Source organism: Zoogloea sp. (assembly GCF_023150065.1).
Taxonomy (GTDB): Bacteria; Pseudomonadota; Gammaproteobacteria; order Burkholderiales; family Rhodocyclaceae; genus Zoogloea.
Window position 1 is genome coordinate 173,594 of record NZ_JAKLLN010000004.1, and the last position, 12,819, is coordinate 186,412.

The 12,819-nt window shown below is 66.7% G+C and carries 14 protein-coding genes; 4 read left to right on the forward strand and 10 right to left on the reverse strand.

Annotated elements, in window-relative coordinates; translation table 11 throughout:
• The first annotated feature begins 18 nt into the window (after positions 1 to 18).
• Positions 19 to 1,521 carry an aldehyde dehydrogenase family protein gene (locus tag L6Q67_RS07230; protein ID WP_296567465.1) on the forward strand — a complete coding sequence of 501 codons (1,503 nt, stop codon included), beginning with the start codon at positions 19 to 21 and terminating at the stop codon, positions 1,519 to 1,521.
• Positions 1,522 to 1,533: 12 nt separating this feature from the next.
• Here the strand turns inward: L6Q67_RS07230 and L6Q67_RS07235 are convergent, their stop codons facing one another.
• From L6Q67_RS07235 to L6Q67_RS07250, 4 genes are read right to left on the reverse strand one after another with little or no spacing between them, the layout of a single operon-like run.
• Positions 1,534 to 2,571 (reverse strand): heme A synthase, encoded by a 1,038-nt coding sequence (locus tag L6Q67_RS07235; RefSeq protein ID WP_296567468.1) that lies wholly within the window; start codon positions 2,569 to 2,571, stop codon positions 1,534 to 1,536.
• 19 nt (positions 2,572 to 2,590) lie between these two features.
• Positions 2,591 to 3,490 (reverse strand): heme o synthase, encoded by a 900-nt coding sequence (gene cyoE / locus L6Q67_RS07240; protein WP_296567471.1) that lies wholly within the window; start codon positions 3,488 to 3,490, stop codon positions 2,591 to 2,593.
• 49 nt (positions 3,491 to 3,539) lie between these two features.
• Positions 3,540 to 4,091, reverse strand: coding sequence for a hypothetical protein (locus tag L6Q67_RS07245; protein ID WP_296567473.1), 552 nt, complete (start codon positions 4,089 to 4,091; stop codon positions 3,540 to 3,542).
• A complete protein-coding gene (locus L6Q67_RS07250) occupies positions 4,091 to 4,753 on the reverse strand; it encodes an SURF1 family protein (protein ID WP_296567475.1) in 663 nt (220 codons plus the stop codon). Before L6Q67_RS07250 ends, L6Q67_RS07245 begins: the two co-directional genes overlap by 1 nt.
• A gap of 100 nt (positions 4,754 to 4,853) precedes the next feature.
• On the opposite strand from L6Q67_RS07250, the gene L6Q67_RS07255 reads away from it, so the two are divergent.
• Positions 4,854 to 5,048: a twin transmembrane helix small protein gene (locus L6Q67_RS07255; RefSeq protein ID WP_296567477.1), complete on the forward strand. Its 195-nt coding sequence runs from the start codon at positions 4,854 to 4,856 to the stop codon at positions 5,046 to 5,048.
• A gap of 13 nt (positions 5,049 to 5,061) precedes the next feature.
• On the opposite strand, the gene L6Q67_RS07260 is transcribed toward L6Q67_RS07255, so the two are convergent.
• From L6Q67_RS07260 to L6Q67_RS07280, 5 genes are all read right to left on the reverse strand, one after another.
• Complete coding sequence (locus L6Q67_RS07260; protein ID WP_296567479.1) at positions 5,062 to 5,934, reverse strand: cytochrome c oxidase subunit 3; 873 nt, start codon at positions 5,932 to 5,934, stop codon at positions 5,062 to 5,064.
• A gap of 28 nt (positions 5,935 to 5,962) precedes the next feature.
• Entirely contained in the window at positions 5,963 to 6,517 is a 555-nt protein-coding gene (locus tag L6Q67_RS07265) for a cytochrome c oxidase assembly protein (protein WP_296567481.1), read from the reverse strand.
• 136 nt (positions 6,518 to 6,653) lie between these two features.
• Positions 6,654 to 8,261: a cytochrome c oxidase subunit I gene (ctaD, locus tag L6Q67_RS07270; protein WP_296567483.1), complete on the reverse strand. Its 1,608-nt coding sequence runs from the start codon at positions 8,259 to 8,261 to the stop codon at positions 6,654 to 6,656.
• 10 nt (positions 8,262 to 8,271) lie between these two features.
• Positions 8,272 to 9,447, reverse strand: a complete 1,176-nt coding sequence (gene coxB / locus L6Q67_RS07275; protein WP_296567484.1) for a cytochrome c oxidase subunit II — start codon at positions 9,445 to 9,447, stop codon at positions 8,272 to 8,274.
• 46 nt (positions 9,448 to 9,493) lie between these two features.
• Positions 9,494 to 9,961, reverse strand: a complete 468-nt coding sequence (locus L6Q67_RS07280; protein WP_296567486.1) for a DUF2244 domain-containing protein — start codon at positions 9,959 to 9,961, stop codon at positions 9,494 to 9,496.
• 130 nt (positions 9,962 to 10,091) lie between these two features.
• Here L6Q67_RS07280 and L6Q67_RS07285 point away from each other — a divergent pair, with 130 nt between their 5' ends.
• Positions 10,092 to 10,712 (forward strand): SCO family protein, encoded by a 621-nt coding sequence (locus L6Q67_RS07285; protein WP_296567488.1) that lies wholly within the window; start codon positions 10,092 to 10,094, stop codon positions 10,710 to 10,712.
• A gap of 65 nt (positions 10,713 to 10,777) precedes the next feature.
• Here L6Q67_RS07285 and rpoH read toward each other — a convergent pair whose 3' ends face one another.
• A complete protein-coding gene (gene rpoH, locus L6Q67_RS07290; RefSeq protein ID WP_296567489.1) occupies positions 10,778 to 11,632 on the reverse strand; it encodes an RNA polymerase sigma factor RpoH in 855 nt (284 codons plus the stop codon).
• A gap of 417 nt (positions 11,633 to 12,049) precedes the next feature.
• Between rpoH and L6Q67_RS07295 the strand changes: the two genes are divergently transcribed.
• Positions 12,050 to 12,817, forward strand: a complete 768-nt coding sequence (locus L6Q67_RS07295) for a GntR family transcriptional regulator (RefSeq protein WP_296567490.1) — start codon at positions 12,050 to 12,052, stop codon at positions 12,815 to 12,817.
• The last annotated feature ends 2 nt before the right edge of the window (positions 12,818 to 12,819 follow it).

Genomic DNA, 12,819 nt, shown 5'->3' on the forward strand with positions numbered 1-12,819 from the left:
CCGTCCGAGGAGAGACCCATGAACAGTTTTCACGGCATTGCCCTGCACCCCGATACCGCCGCTTTCCTGGCCCGCCCCCGCCGCATGCTGATCGGTGGCGAGTGGGTGGAGGCGGCCTCCGGCGCCAGCCTGCCAGTCACCGATCCGGCCAGCAACGAGGCCTTCTGCCATGTGCCCGCCGGCGACGCGGCCGACATCGAACGGGCCGTGGCCGCCGCCCGCCAGGCGTTTGAAAGCGGTGAATGGCCACGTCACCGCCCGGTGGACCGGGAGCGCCTGCTGCTGCGCCTGGCCGACCTGCTGGAAGCCCACGCTCAGGAGTTCGCCGAGCTGGAGGCTCTGGACAACGGCAAGCCGGTGATGATGGCGCGCCATGTGGACGTGGCCCTGTCCATCGACTTCATCCGCTACATGGCCGGCTGGGCCACCAAGATCGAAGGGCACACCATGGAGCTGTCGGTGCCCCTGGTGCGCGAGCGGGAGTTCTTCGGCTTCACCCGGCGCGAGCCGGTGGGGGTGGTGGGGGCCATCATCCCCTGGAACTTCCCCCTGCTGATGGCCGTGTGGAAGGTGGCGCCGGCCCTGGCCGCCGGCTGCACCATGATCCTCAAGCCGGCCGAGGACACGCCCCTCACCGCTCTGCGCCTGGGTGAGCTGGCCCTGGAGGCAGGCTACCCGGCCGGTGTGCTCAACGTGGTCACCGGCCTGGGGCACACGGCTGGTGCCGCCCTGGCCGCCCACCCGGGCATCCAGAAGATCGCCTTCACCGGGTCCACCGAGGTGGGCAAGCTGGTGGGAAAGGCTGCCATGGAGAACATGACCCGGGTCTCCCTCGAACTGGGTGGCAAGAGCCCGGTGATCGTGCTGGACGACGTGGACCCGGCCGTTGCGGCGGCGGGGGCGGCCCAGGCCATCTTTTTCAATCAGGGGCAGGTGTGCACCGCGGGCTCCCGCCTGTATGTCCACAAGAGCCGCTTTGACGCGGTGGTGGACGCCCTCTCCGGCATTGCGGCGGGCATGCGCCTGGGCCCGGGCATCGACCCGGCCACCCAGATCGGTCCCCTGGTGAGCAAGGTTCAGCAGGGGCGGGTGATGGAGTATGTGAACAGCGGCTTTGCCGAAGGCGCCCGGGCGGCGGCGGGCGGCGCGGTGGGCGAGGGGCCAGGCTGCTTCGTGCAGCCCACCGTGCTGGTGGATGTGCGCGAGGACATGCGCGTGGTGCGGGAGGAGATCTTCGGCCCTGTGGTGGTGGCCCAGCCCTTCGATGATGTGGAGGAGATTGCCCGGCGGGCCAACGACACGCCCTACGGGCTGGCGGCCAGCATCTGGTCCAACGACCTGTCGCGGGTGCATCGCCTGATCCCGAAGATCAAGGCCGGGACGGTGTGGGTGAACTGCCACAACATCATCGAGAACGTGATGCCCTTCGGCGGCTTCAAGCAGTCGGGCATCGGCCGCGAGGCCGGGCGTTCGGCCCTGGAGCTGTACACCGAGCCCAAGTCGGTGATCATGATGCTGTGATCGGCGTGGCCCTCAGCGCAGGGCCTGCATCCGCCTGGGGAAGCCCGCCGCCTGAAAGGGTTGGCGGGCTTCGTTGCGCTGGAAGACCCGGTAGCTGGCGGCCAGGGTGGCGCCGAGCAGCAGGGCTGCGCCGGTGTTGTGAGCGACGGCCAGGGCCAGGGGCAGCTGCAAGAGCACGTTGGCGATGCCCAGGCCGATCTGCAGCACGAGGGCTGCCAGAACACACTGCCCGTAAAGGCGGGTCTCGGGGCGGGCCAGCAGGCGCAGGGCGAAGCCGCCGGCCAGCAGCAGGACCAGCGCCGCGCCCAGCCGGTGGACCCAGTGGATGGCGGTCAGGGCCGCACCGGACAGCAGCGCGCCGCTGGCGGTGGTGCCGAGCTCCCGGTCCAGGGTGAAGGCGTGGTGGGTGTCCATCTCGGGCCACCAGCTGCCCTGGCAGGTGGGAAAGTCGGCGCAGATGGCGGCGGCGTAATTGCTGCTCACCCAGCCCCCCAGGGCGATCTGCATCAACACGGCACCCAGGGCCAATACGGCCAGCAGGCGCAGTCCGCCCGGCAGGGCGGAAAGCCGGCGGGGCGATGCCAGGTCGCGCAGCACCAGCACCGCCAGCAGCGCCAGGGTGCTCATGCCGCCCAGCAGGTGGCTGGTGACGATGACCGGCTTGAGCAGTCGGGTGACGGTGAGCATGCCCAGCAGGGCCTGCCCGGCCACCACGGCCAGCAGCAGCACCTCGAGCCAGGGGCTGCGTCGCTCGCGCTGGCGCCAGGCGAGCAGCGCGAGGGCCAGGATGGCCAGACCCAGCAGGCCGGCGGCGTAGCGGTGGATCATCTCCTTCCAGGCCTTGGGCGCCTCGACGGGTTGCCCGAAGTGCTGCTCGGCGGCGTGGATTTCGTGGGCTTCGTCGGGCACCCCCACCAGCTGGCCGTAGCAGCCGGGCCAGTCGGGGCAGCCCAGGCCCGCGTCGGAGAGGCGCACGTAGGCCCCCAGGGACACCACCACCAGGGCCAGGAGCAGGGCCGCCAGGGCAAGCCTTCGATAGGTTCGGGTCATGGGCGGGTCCGGGGGGCGATCAGGCCAGGCGGTCGAGGAAGAGGGCGGCGAACAGCCCGGTCAGGTAGATCAGGGAGTAGCGGAAGGCGCGCCGGGCGCGGGCATCGGAGTAGTTGCGCCACAGCACCCAGGCCTCACGCAGATAGCCCAGGTTGAGCACGGTGACCAGGGCGGCGTAGACCGCACCGGAGAGGCCCAGGGTGCAGGGCAGGTAGGACACGGCGGCCAGCAGCACGGTGTACAGCAGGATGTGCAGGCAGGTGAGGGGCACGCCGTGGCTCACCGGCAGCATGGGCAGGCCGGCACGGGCGTATTCCTCGCGCCGGTAGCAGGCCAGGGCCCAGAAGTGGGGCGGGGTCCACAGAAAGATGATGAGGAACAGGGCCAGGGCCGGCAGGCCGATGCTGTCGGTCATGGCGGCCCAGCCGAGCACCGGCGGCATGGCCCCCGAGGCGCCGCCGATGACGATGTTCATGGGCGTGGCGGGCTTGAGGATCAGGGTGTAGACGATGGCGTAGCCGAGGAAGGTGGCCAGGGTCAGCCACATGGTCAGGGGATTGACGGCCACATGCAGCAGCCACAGGCCGGCGCCGCCGGTGAGGCAGGCCAGGGTGAGGGTTTCGGTGGGGGTGATCAGGCCCAGGGGCAGGGCACGGCCGCGGGTGCGCGCCATACGGGCGTCGATGGTGCGCTCGACCAGGCAGTTGATGGCCGCCGCGGCGCCTGCCACCAGGGCGATGCCGACTGTCGCGGCGAGCATCAACCCGGCCGGCGGCCAGCCCGGAACGGCGAGGAACATGCCGATCATCGCGGTGAACACGATCAGGCTGTTGACCCGCGGTTTGCACTGGGTGGCAAAGGCCGCCAGACGCAGGCCGAGGGGTGTGGGGGCGGTGGTGCTGGTCAGGAGCGTCGGCATCGGGGTCTCCGGGGGTAGGGGCAGGCAATGCGGCGGGCAATGCGGCTCTTCAGCCTGCCCACGCATAGCGCAGCAGGCGTTCCATGTCTTTCAGGATGCCCTGGGGGTCGGCATCGGGGGCGTAGCGCAGGATGATCCTGTCCTGGGGGTCGACCACGTACACCCGGTACCCGCTGCTGCCGAGGTCGAAGGCCGCGCGGGAGGGCGCATCGGCGGCGACGGCGGTGTGCAGGTCGGGCTGGAGGGCGAGGAGGGCGGCGTCATCGGGGGTGGGCTGATCGGTAAGCCAGGTGCGCTGGACCCGGGACATCTGCTTGTACAGCGCCACATGCACCTGACGGGTCAGGACGATCCACTTGCGGCAGGCCTCGTCGCAGGGGCCTGAGCCGGCAATCACCAGGCGCCAGTGGGGCGTGGCGCTGACACCCAGGTGGGCTCCCCTGGCGTCGACCAGGGCCGGCAGGGCCCGTGGAGGTGACAGCAGTTCGCCGTGGTTGCCCGAGCGGTCCGGGTGCCAGCCGACGAAGTAGAGCGTTGCCGCCACCACGAAAGGCAGCAGCAGCAGACCAAGGACCAGGGCCAGGGTGCGTTTGCCGCGCATCAGGGGCGCTTCCAGCCGAGGGCCAGCCAGATCAGCAGGGCGGAGGCGGCAAAGCCGTACCACTGCCAGGCGTAGGACAGGTGGCGCTCGAAGCGCTCGTCGGGCCGCGGCCATTCCCGGGCGAAACCGGCGGGGGCATCCGGGGCCAGTTGCACTACCACGGGTTGCAGCGGCCAGGGGACCAGCCGGGTGAAGCGGGCCAGGTCGAGGTTCTGCCACACGGGTTGCCAGCCTTCGCCGATCGGCTCCTTGCCCAGGGTGAAGAAGCGGGTGCCAGGCACCACCGCGGTGCCATGCAGGGCCACCGGGCCCGTGGGGGTGGCGATCTGCGGCAGATCGCTGTGCAGGGCGGAGGCCGGGACCCAGCCCCGGTTGACCAGCACGCGCATGTCGCTCCCCTCGATGCGCAGCGGTGTGATGACGTGGTAGCCGGCCTGCTCTCGATGGATGCGGTTGTCGAGGAGGATCTGGTGGGTGGTGTCGAAGCGGCCGCGCACCACCACCGGGCGGGAGCGCAGGGCTTCGGCATCGACCCCGGTGGCGCCGAGACTCACCGGCGCGTCGGCGCCCCGCTGGTCGAGCAGGGCCTGGGCGGCCTGCTTGCGGTCGGCCTTGGCATGCTGCCAGTTGCCCAACTGGATGCAGCCGGCTGCGACCCCCATCGCCAGCATTCCGCCCCATACCGACGGGCGGAAGCGCCGGCCGCTTGTGGTGGCCCGAAGGCGGGCGCACAATCGGCCGAAGACCCCGGAGGAGCGCGCTGTGCTGTTCAAGTTGGCAGTGGTATTCATGCTGTTGCTGGTCATCGGCAGCCTCTTTTCGGGCCTGGTCTTCCTTTATCGCGACAAGGGCCACGGCGACCGGGTTGTGCGGGCGCTTACCTTGCGCATCTCCCTCTCCCTCTTGCTCTTTGCCGGCCTGCTGCTGGCCGGGCGCTTTGGTGGCTACGGCGGTTGAGTAGGTCTCGCGCCTACAGCCAATACACCACCACGAACAGCAGCAGCCACACCACATCCACGAAGTGCCAGTACCAGGCCACCGCCTCGAAGGCGAAGTGGCGTCTGGCGTCGAAATGCCCGGACAGGCAGCGGCCTGCCACCACAGCCAGCATGATGGCGCCGAGGGTGACGTGGAAGCCGTGGAAGCCCGTGAGCATGAAGAAGGTGGCGCCATAGACGCCCGCACCCATGGTCAGGCCCAGCTCGGCATAGGCGTGGTGATATTCATAGGCCTGGAAGCCGAGGAAGATGACCCCCAGCAGCACGGTGAGGATCAACCCCAGGTTGAGCTGGCTGCGCTTGCCCTTCATCAGCCCCCAGTGGGCCCAGGTGAGCGTGATGCCCGAGGTGAGCAGCAGCGCCGTATTGATGGCGGGGATGCCCCAGGCGCCCATGGGGGTGAAGCTGGCGCCCTTGGGGCCCGAGGTGGGCCAGGCGGCGGTGAAGCCCTCGTACAGGGTGAAGGCCGGGTCCATGCCGGCCAGGGCCGGTACCGAGATGACCCGGCAGTAGAACAGGGCGCCGAAGAAGGCGGCGAAGAACATGACCTCCGAGCCGATGAACCACACCATGCCCTGGCGGAAGGATTTGTCCTCCCAGTCGGTGTAGTCGCCACGCTGGTTCTCGGCGATCACTGCGCCAAACCATTTGAACAGCACGAAGATGATCACCGCCGCTCCGGTACTCATGACCCAGGGCCCCGGGGCGAACTTGTTCATCAGCAGGATGAAGCCCAGGGCCAGCAGGAACATCCCGCCCGACAGGAAGATCGGGTACAGACTGGGTTGTGGCACGTAGTAGTGCGTGGCGTGGGGCGCGGCGGTGGTGGCGTGCGAAGCGTTCAAGGCATGCTCCCGAGGGCAAGAGGTTGAATCACGGTTTCGGCGGCGCGGGGAAGAAGGCGTAGGCCAGGGTCAGCTCGGAGATGTCCTTGTCGATGCCGCTGTCCACGACGAAGGTCAGGGCCATCTCGCGGCTTTCGCCCGGGGCCAGGGTCTGCTGGGTGAAGCAGAAGCAGTCGAGTTTCTGGAAGCTGCGTGCCGCCACCGTGGGCGACACGCTGGGCACGGCCTGGCCTACGATGGTCTGGTCGGACAGGTTGCGCACCAGGAAGCGGGTGGTGCGCAGCTCACCCGGGTGCAGCTCGATGGCCGGCTCGAGGGGGCGGATCTCCCAGGGCAGGCCGGGCATGAGGGTCGAGATGAATTGCACGCCGAGCTTGCGGTTGTAATCCACCGCGCTGGGCGGCAGGTCCTTGGCTTGGGTGGCGTCGCGCAGGGTCTTGCCGTTGAAGCCGACCGCCTCGCAGAAGGTGTCGTAGAGCGGCACCAGGGCGAAGCCGAAGGCGAAGAAAGCCACCGCCAGCAACAGCAGGCGGACGACCAGGCGGCCGTGCTTGCGGGGCGGTGGAAGGGTGGCCTCGTTCACGGCGATGCCTAGCGCTGGATGAAGAAGCCGATGAGGTAGAGGCCTACGGCCACGCTGCCCAGCACCCAGGCAAAACGGGCCGAGGCGCGGCGGCGCAGGGCGAGGTCAGAGTCGTCGAGATGCATGCCGGTTCTCCTCAGGGGGTGGATTTGATGACGGGCTGGGTGTCCCAGGAGTGGTAGGGGGGCGGCGAGCTGAGCTCCCATTCCAGCCCGTTGCTGCCTTCCCAGACCTTGTCGGTGGCCTTGTCGCCTCCCTTCACGCAGCGCCAGATGTTCCAGGCGAAGAGCAGCTGTGACAGGCCGAGTACGAAGGCGCCGACGGTGGAGATGGCGTTGAATTCGGTGAATTGCAGCGCGTAGTCGGGAATGCGCCGGGGCATGCCGGCCAGGCCCAGGAAGAACTGGGGCATGAAGGTGAAGTTGAAGCTGATCACGGTGAGCCAGAAGTGCAGCTTGCCGAGCTTTTCGCTGTACATGTGGCCGGTCCACTTGGGCAGCCAGTAGTAAACCCCGGTCATCACGCCCATGATGCCGCCGGCAAACAGCGCGTAGTGGAAGTGGGCGACCACGAAGTAGCTGTGGTGGTACTGGGCATCGGCGGCCACGTCGGCCAGCACCAGGCCGGTCAGGCCGGCAATGCCGAACAGCACGATGAAGCCGATGGCAAACAGCATGGGCGTCTCGAAGCTCATGGCGCCCCGCCACATGGTGGCGATCCAGCAGAAGAACAGCACGGCCAGGGGCAGGGATATGGCCATGGTGCTGTACATGAAGTAGAGCAGGGCCGGCACCGGCAGGCCGGCGGTCATGAAGTGGTGCGCCCACACGATGAGGCCCAGCACGCCGATGGCGATGAAGCCGTAGACCTGGGCGGTGTGGCCGTAGATGGGCTTGCGGGTGAAGGTGGAGAGAACATGGGGCATCAGGCCCCACACCGGTAGCAGCAGGATGTACACCTCGGGGTGGCCGAAGAACCAGAACAGGTGCTGGAACAGGATCGGGTCGCCCCCACCGGCGGCGTTGAAGAAGTGGGTGCCGAAGTGGCGGTCGGTGAGCAGCATGGTCACGCCCCCGGCGAGCACCGGCAGGGTGATGATCAGCAGCACCGCGGTGACCAGCCAGCCCCAGCAGAAGAGGGGCATCTTCATCAGCGTCATGCCGGGGGCCCGCATGTTGAGCAGGGTGGCGATGATGTTGATCGAGCCCATGATGGAGCTGATGCCCAGGATGTGGATCGAGAAGATGGCGAAATCCACCCCGATGCCGCCCTGCACCGACAGGGGCGCGTAGAGCGTCCAGCCGGTGGCCACCGCGCCGTCACCGATACCGAAGATCGCCAGGATGAAGGGCATGGTGAGCAGCAGGGCAGCCGGTGGCAGCAGCCAGAAGCCCCAGTTGTTGAGGCGCGGCAGGGCCATGTCGGGGGCGCCGATCATCAGCGGGATCATCCAGTTGGCAAAGCCGGTGGCAGCGGGCATCAGGGCCGCGAAGATCATCACCAGGGCGTGCACGCCGATCAACTGGTTGAAGAACTCCGGCTTCATCAGCTGCAGGCCGGGCTGGAAGAGCTCCGCCCGCACTGCCAGGATCATCGCCCCGCCGAGGAAGAACATCAGCAGGGAGAAGGTCAGGTACATCGTGCCGATGTCCTTGTGGTTGGTGGTGGTCAGCCAGCGCAGCACCCCGGTGGGGTGATGGGCATGGCCGGCATGGGGATCGAGGGTGTGGGTGGCGGTGTTCATCCGATGCTCCTCAGCGAAGGGCCTTGATCTGGGCGGGCTGGATCATGTCGCCCTTGTTGTTGCCGAAGGCGTTGCGCTCGTAGGTGATGATGGCGGCGAGGTCGGCGTCCGACAGGGTGGCCTTGAAGGCCTGCATGGCCGTACCCGTCTTGCCGTTGAGCACTCGGTCCACATGGCTGTCGGGGATCAGCTTGCCCTCCGGCGAGAGCAGCGGGCCGGTGACGATCTTGCTGCCCGCCAGGGCCGGGAAGGCCGGCGGGAGGCCCTGGCCTTCGGCCTGGTGGCAGGCGGCGCAGTTCTTCTCGTAGGCGGCCTTGCCGGCGGCCATCAGCTCGTCCTTGGTCCAGGCCCGGTCGCTGCCGGCTGCCGCTGCGGCCATCTCGGTCTTCTTCTTGTCCACCCAGGCCACGTATTCGGCCTCGGGCACGGCGCGCACCACCACGGGCATGAAGCCGTGGTCCTTGCCACACAGCTCGGCGCACTGGCCCCGATACACGCCGGGCTCCTCGATGCGCACCCAGGTTTCGCGCAGGAAGCCGGGGATGGCGTCGCGCTTGACGCCGAACTGGGGCACCCACCAGGTGTGAATCACGTCGGTGGAGGTGAGCAGCACCCGGACCTTCTTGCCCACCGGCAGCACCACTTCGTTATCCACCTCCAGCAGGTAGTTCTCGCCCTTGGCCGCCTTGCCCTCGATCTGCTCGCGGGGGGTGGACATGGTGCTGATGAACTTGATGCCGGAGTCGGGGTATTCGTACTGCCATTTCCACTGCAGCCCGGTGACCTTGAGCACCATGTCGGCCTTGGTGCGGGTGTCTTCCATCTCGATCACCGCGTGGAAGGCCGGGATGCCCATCAGCACGAAGTCGATGAAGAGCAGGATGCCGAAGGGCACCAGCACCCAGAACCACTGGAAGGCACCGGTGGGGCCGGTGAAGGTGGCGGGTTCGACCCCGGTGCTCTTGCGATGCTTGATCATGGAATAGACCATGATCGAGAACACCACCACGAAGAGCACGGTGATGATCACCATGAACTCGTTGTGGATGTGGAGGGTGTCCCGGGCGATGGGCGTGACCGGGGTGGGGAAGTTCCAGGTGTAGTCGGCGAGAGCGGTGCCGGCGGCGAGAAGGAGGCTGAGTCCTGCGAAAAGCCTGCCAAGGGGGCGGGGGTTGAGTGGGGTCAAGTCTCGTCCTCGTCTTTTCGTGGAATGATCAGTTCGACTTCGCGGTCTAGCTGCGGAGCCGTCTGGAGAGATCTGAATAAAACTGCTGCCGCTGGGGCGGGGTCATCAGGCGCCCCACCTGGCAGCTGCGGCCGTGGGAACGGATGCAGATCAGCGGATCGGGGGCGTCACCGGCCTCGAGGCTGACCCGGGCCCAGGCCGTGGAAAAGCTGTATTGCCGGGCATCGCCGAGAAAGCGTGTGGTGACGGTGAGGCGGTCGCCCTCCAGGCGGATGGTTTCGCTGGACGAATCGGCGCGATCAAGGGCGCGCAGGGCAATATAGAGGGCGGCGAGTTCGAGACCCGCAAAGGGAAGGACCAGCCAGGCACCGGCCAGCAGGAAACCGCCACTGACGAGCAGGCTTGCTGCAAGAATGCCACAGACGAGATTGCGGCGTGCTGTCGGGGTCAGGGAGCAGTTGGGGCGCGCAGTCCATTCCTGCGCGCCCGCTGCTTCTGTTTTGGTTATAGCCATGGCGTCTCCTCCAGGCCCTGTCTGCGACTATTTGACGCAGATCAAATTCTGGGCCCAGTGTAGCATCGGTCGCCTCTTTTGCAGCGCACTTGATGAATTTTTAAATGACTGAATAAAAAAGGTTAATCAAATGATTTTGTTGCTGCGACGCAGCATGTCGGCCTTGGCTGCGCTGATGGTGGGGCTGGGAGGGCTGACAGCCTGTTCGCCGGCCGGAGACGGTGGCGCGCAAGCCGGTTTTGCCAGCACCGACATTACCGGCGCCAACTATGCCAAGGGCTTTCAGCTCACCGACCACACAGGTGCGGCCCGCAGCCTGGCCGACTACCGGGGCAAGGTGGTCACCCTGTTCTTCGGCTATACCCAGTGTCCGGACGTGTGCCCCACCAACCTGCTGGGCATGGCAGAGGTGATGCGTCAGCTGGGGGCGGATGCCGACAGGGTGCAGGTGCTGTTCATCACCGTCGATCCGGAGCGGGACACCCAGGCGCTGCTTGCCGAGTACGTTCCCGCCTTCGACAAGCGCTTCACCGGCCTGTATGGCGACGCCTCCACCACGGCCGCCGTGGCCAGGGATTTCAAGGTTTTCTATCAGAAGCAGGGTGACACCAAGGGCGCCGCCTATACGGTGGATCACTCCACCGGCACCTATGTCTTCGACCCCCAGGGCCGGTTGCGCCTCTATGTGAAGCACGGGGAGAAGCCGGAGGTGATCGTCGGCGATCTGCGCAGGCTGCTGGCGGGCAAATAGCTTCCCGCTGCGCTGAAATGAAAAAGGGCAACCCGCGGGTTGCCCTTTTGCCAGGAGAGTGACGCTCAGGCCAGCGCGGCCAGCTGGGTGCGCATCTTCTGCATGGCCTTGGCCTCGATCTGGCGGATGCGCTCGGCGGACACGCCGTACTCGGCGGCCAGCTCATGGAGCGTGGCAGCATCGCCTTCGGTCAGCCAGCGGCGCCGCACGATGCTGGCGCTGCGCTCGTCGAGGGTGGCCAGGGCGTGGTGCAGGCCTTCATCCTGCAGGCGGGCGGCCTGGCGGCTGGCCAGCACGTCGGACGGTTCGGCGTGGGGGTCGGCCAGGTAGGCGATGGGGGCGAAGCGCTCCTCGTCATCGTCACTGCCCCCTTCCAGGGCCATCTCCTGCCCGGACAGGCGGGTTTCCATCTCGCGGACTTCTTCCGGCTTGACGCCGAGCTGCTGGGCCACGGCCAGCACTTCCTCGCCCTGCAGGGTGTTGCTGCTGCTCTTGAGGCTGCGCAGGTTGAAGAACAGCTTGCGCTGGGCCTTGGTGGTGGCGATCTTGACCAGGCGCCAGTTCTTCACGATGTACTCGTGGATCTCGGCCTTGATCCAGTGGATGGCAAAGGACACCAGGCGCACGCCCCGGTCGGGGTCGAAGCGCTTGACGGCTTTCATCAGGCCCACGTTGCCTTCCTGGATCAGGTCGGCGTGGGGCAGGCCGTAGCCCAGGTAACCGCGGGCAATGGCCACCACCAGGCGCAGGTGGGACAGCACCAGCTTGCGGGCCGCTTCCAGGTCTTCGTTTTCCCGGAAGCTGTGGGCGAGGTCGGACTCTTCCGTCTCGGTCAGCAGCGGGATGCGATTCACGCTCTGGATGTACTGATCCAGGCTGCCAACCGCGGACGGGACGGGAAACGACAGGGTATGGGACATCTGCAACTACCTCCTTGACGCCAATGTTAGCACTCCCGGCCTGTGAGTGCTAAGGGGGCGGATTGGTTCCCCGGCGATGAGTTTGATGAGGGGTGAGGCGACACAGGGGCGGTGTTGCCTGAGCAGGTTTCGCGCCATGCGTGGGCTGGATGAAACCGGCCATGAAAACCGCCATGGTCGGTTGATTTCCCGGATCGGAAAACGAGATGGGTCAATTTCCAGCGATCAATGGAATCTGTGCTGTTGAATTCCAGACACCTCACTGTTGATATTTCAACACTTGTCCTGGATGGCGCCTTATTCGGAGATGGCGAAAAGACCCCAATCATCTTTCCCGTATATCGATCCCATTTATTTTCATTTCCCATTATTGATCCAGGTCAATAAATTGCACTCATCTTGTTATGACAAGTTGAGATGCTCGACACCGATATTCAATCTTCCTCCACGCCATTGGGTGATGGGCCCCTTCATCGGCGGATTCACCAGGCGCTGCGCGAGCGGATCCTCGACGGCGAATGGCCGCCGGGGCTCAGGCTGCCATCCGAGAGCGCGCTGGGCACACTGTTCGAGGTCAGCCGCATCACCATCCGGCAGGCGCTGGGGGCCTTGCAGAAGGAAGGGCTGATCTACAGCCAGCAAGGCCGTGGCAGCTTCGTCAGTCGCCCCAAGGCGGTCCAGAACGTCACCCGGCTGCAGGGTTTTGCGGAGCAGATGGGGGCGTACGGTTACGAGGTGCGCAACCGCCTGCTGGCGCTCGCCGAGGTGCCGGCCGACCAGAAGGTGGCGTCGCGCCTGGGTTTGTCGAAGGGCGCGCCGGTGGTGGAGATCCGTCGCCTGCGCCTGCTCGACCGGGAGCCGGTCTCCATCGAGTTCACCTGGCTGCCGCTGGACATCGGGCGACAGGTGGCCCGGGCCGATCTGGCGCTGCGGGACATCTTCGTGATCCTGGAGAACGATTGCGCGCGCCCTCTCGGCGAGGCCGACCTGGCCCTGGATGCGGTCGCCGCCGATGCCGAGCTGGCCGCCCACCTGAAGCTGCCCGAGGGTGCGCCGCTGCTGCGCGTCGAACGCCTGACCCATGACAAGAGCGGTCAGCCGCTGGATTACGAATTCCTCTATTTCAGGGGTGACACCTTTCAATACCGATTCCAGGTGGGCCGCGGCCCATCTTCAGTGGAGTGATT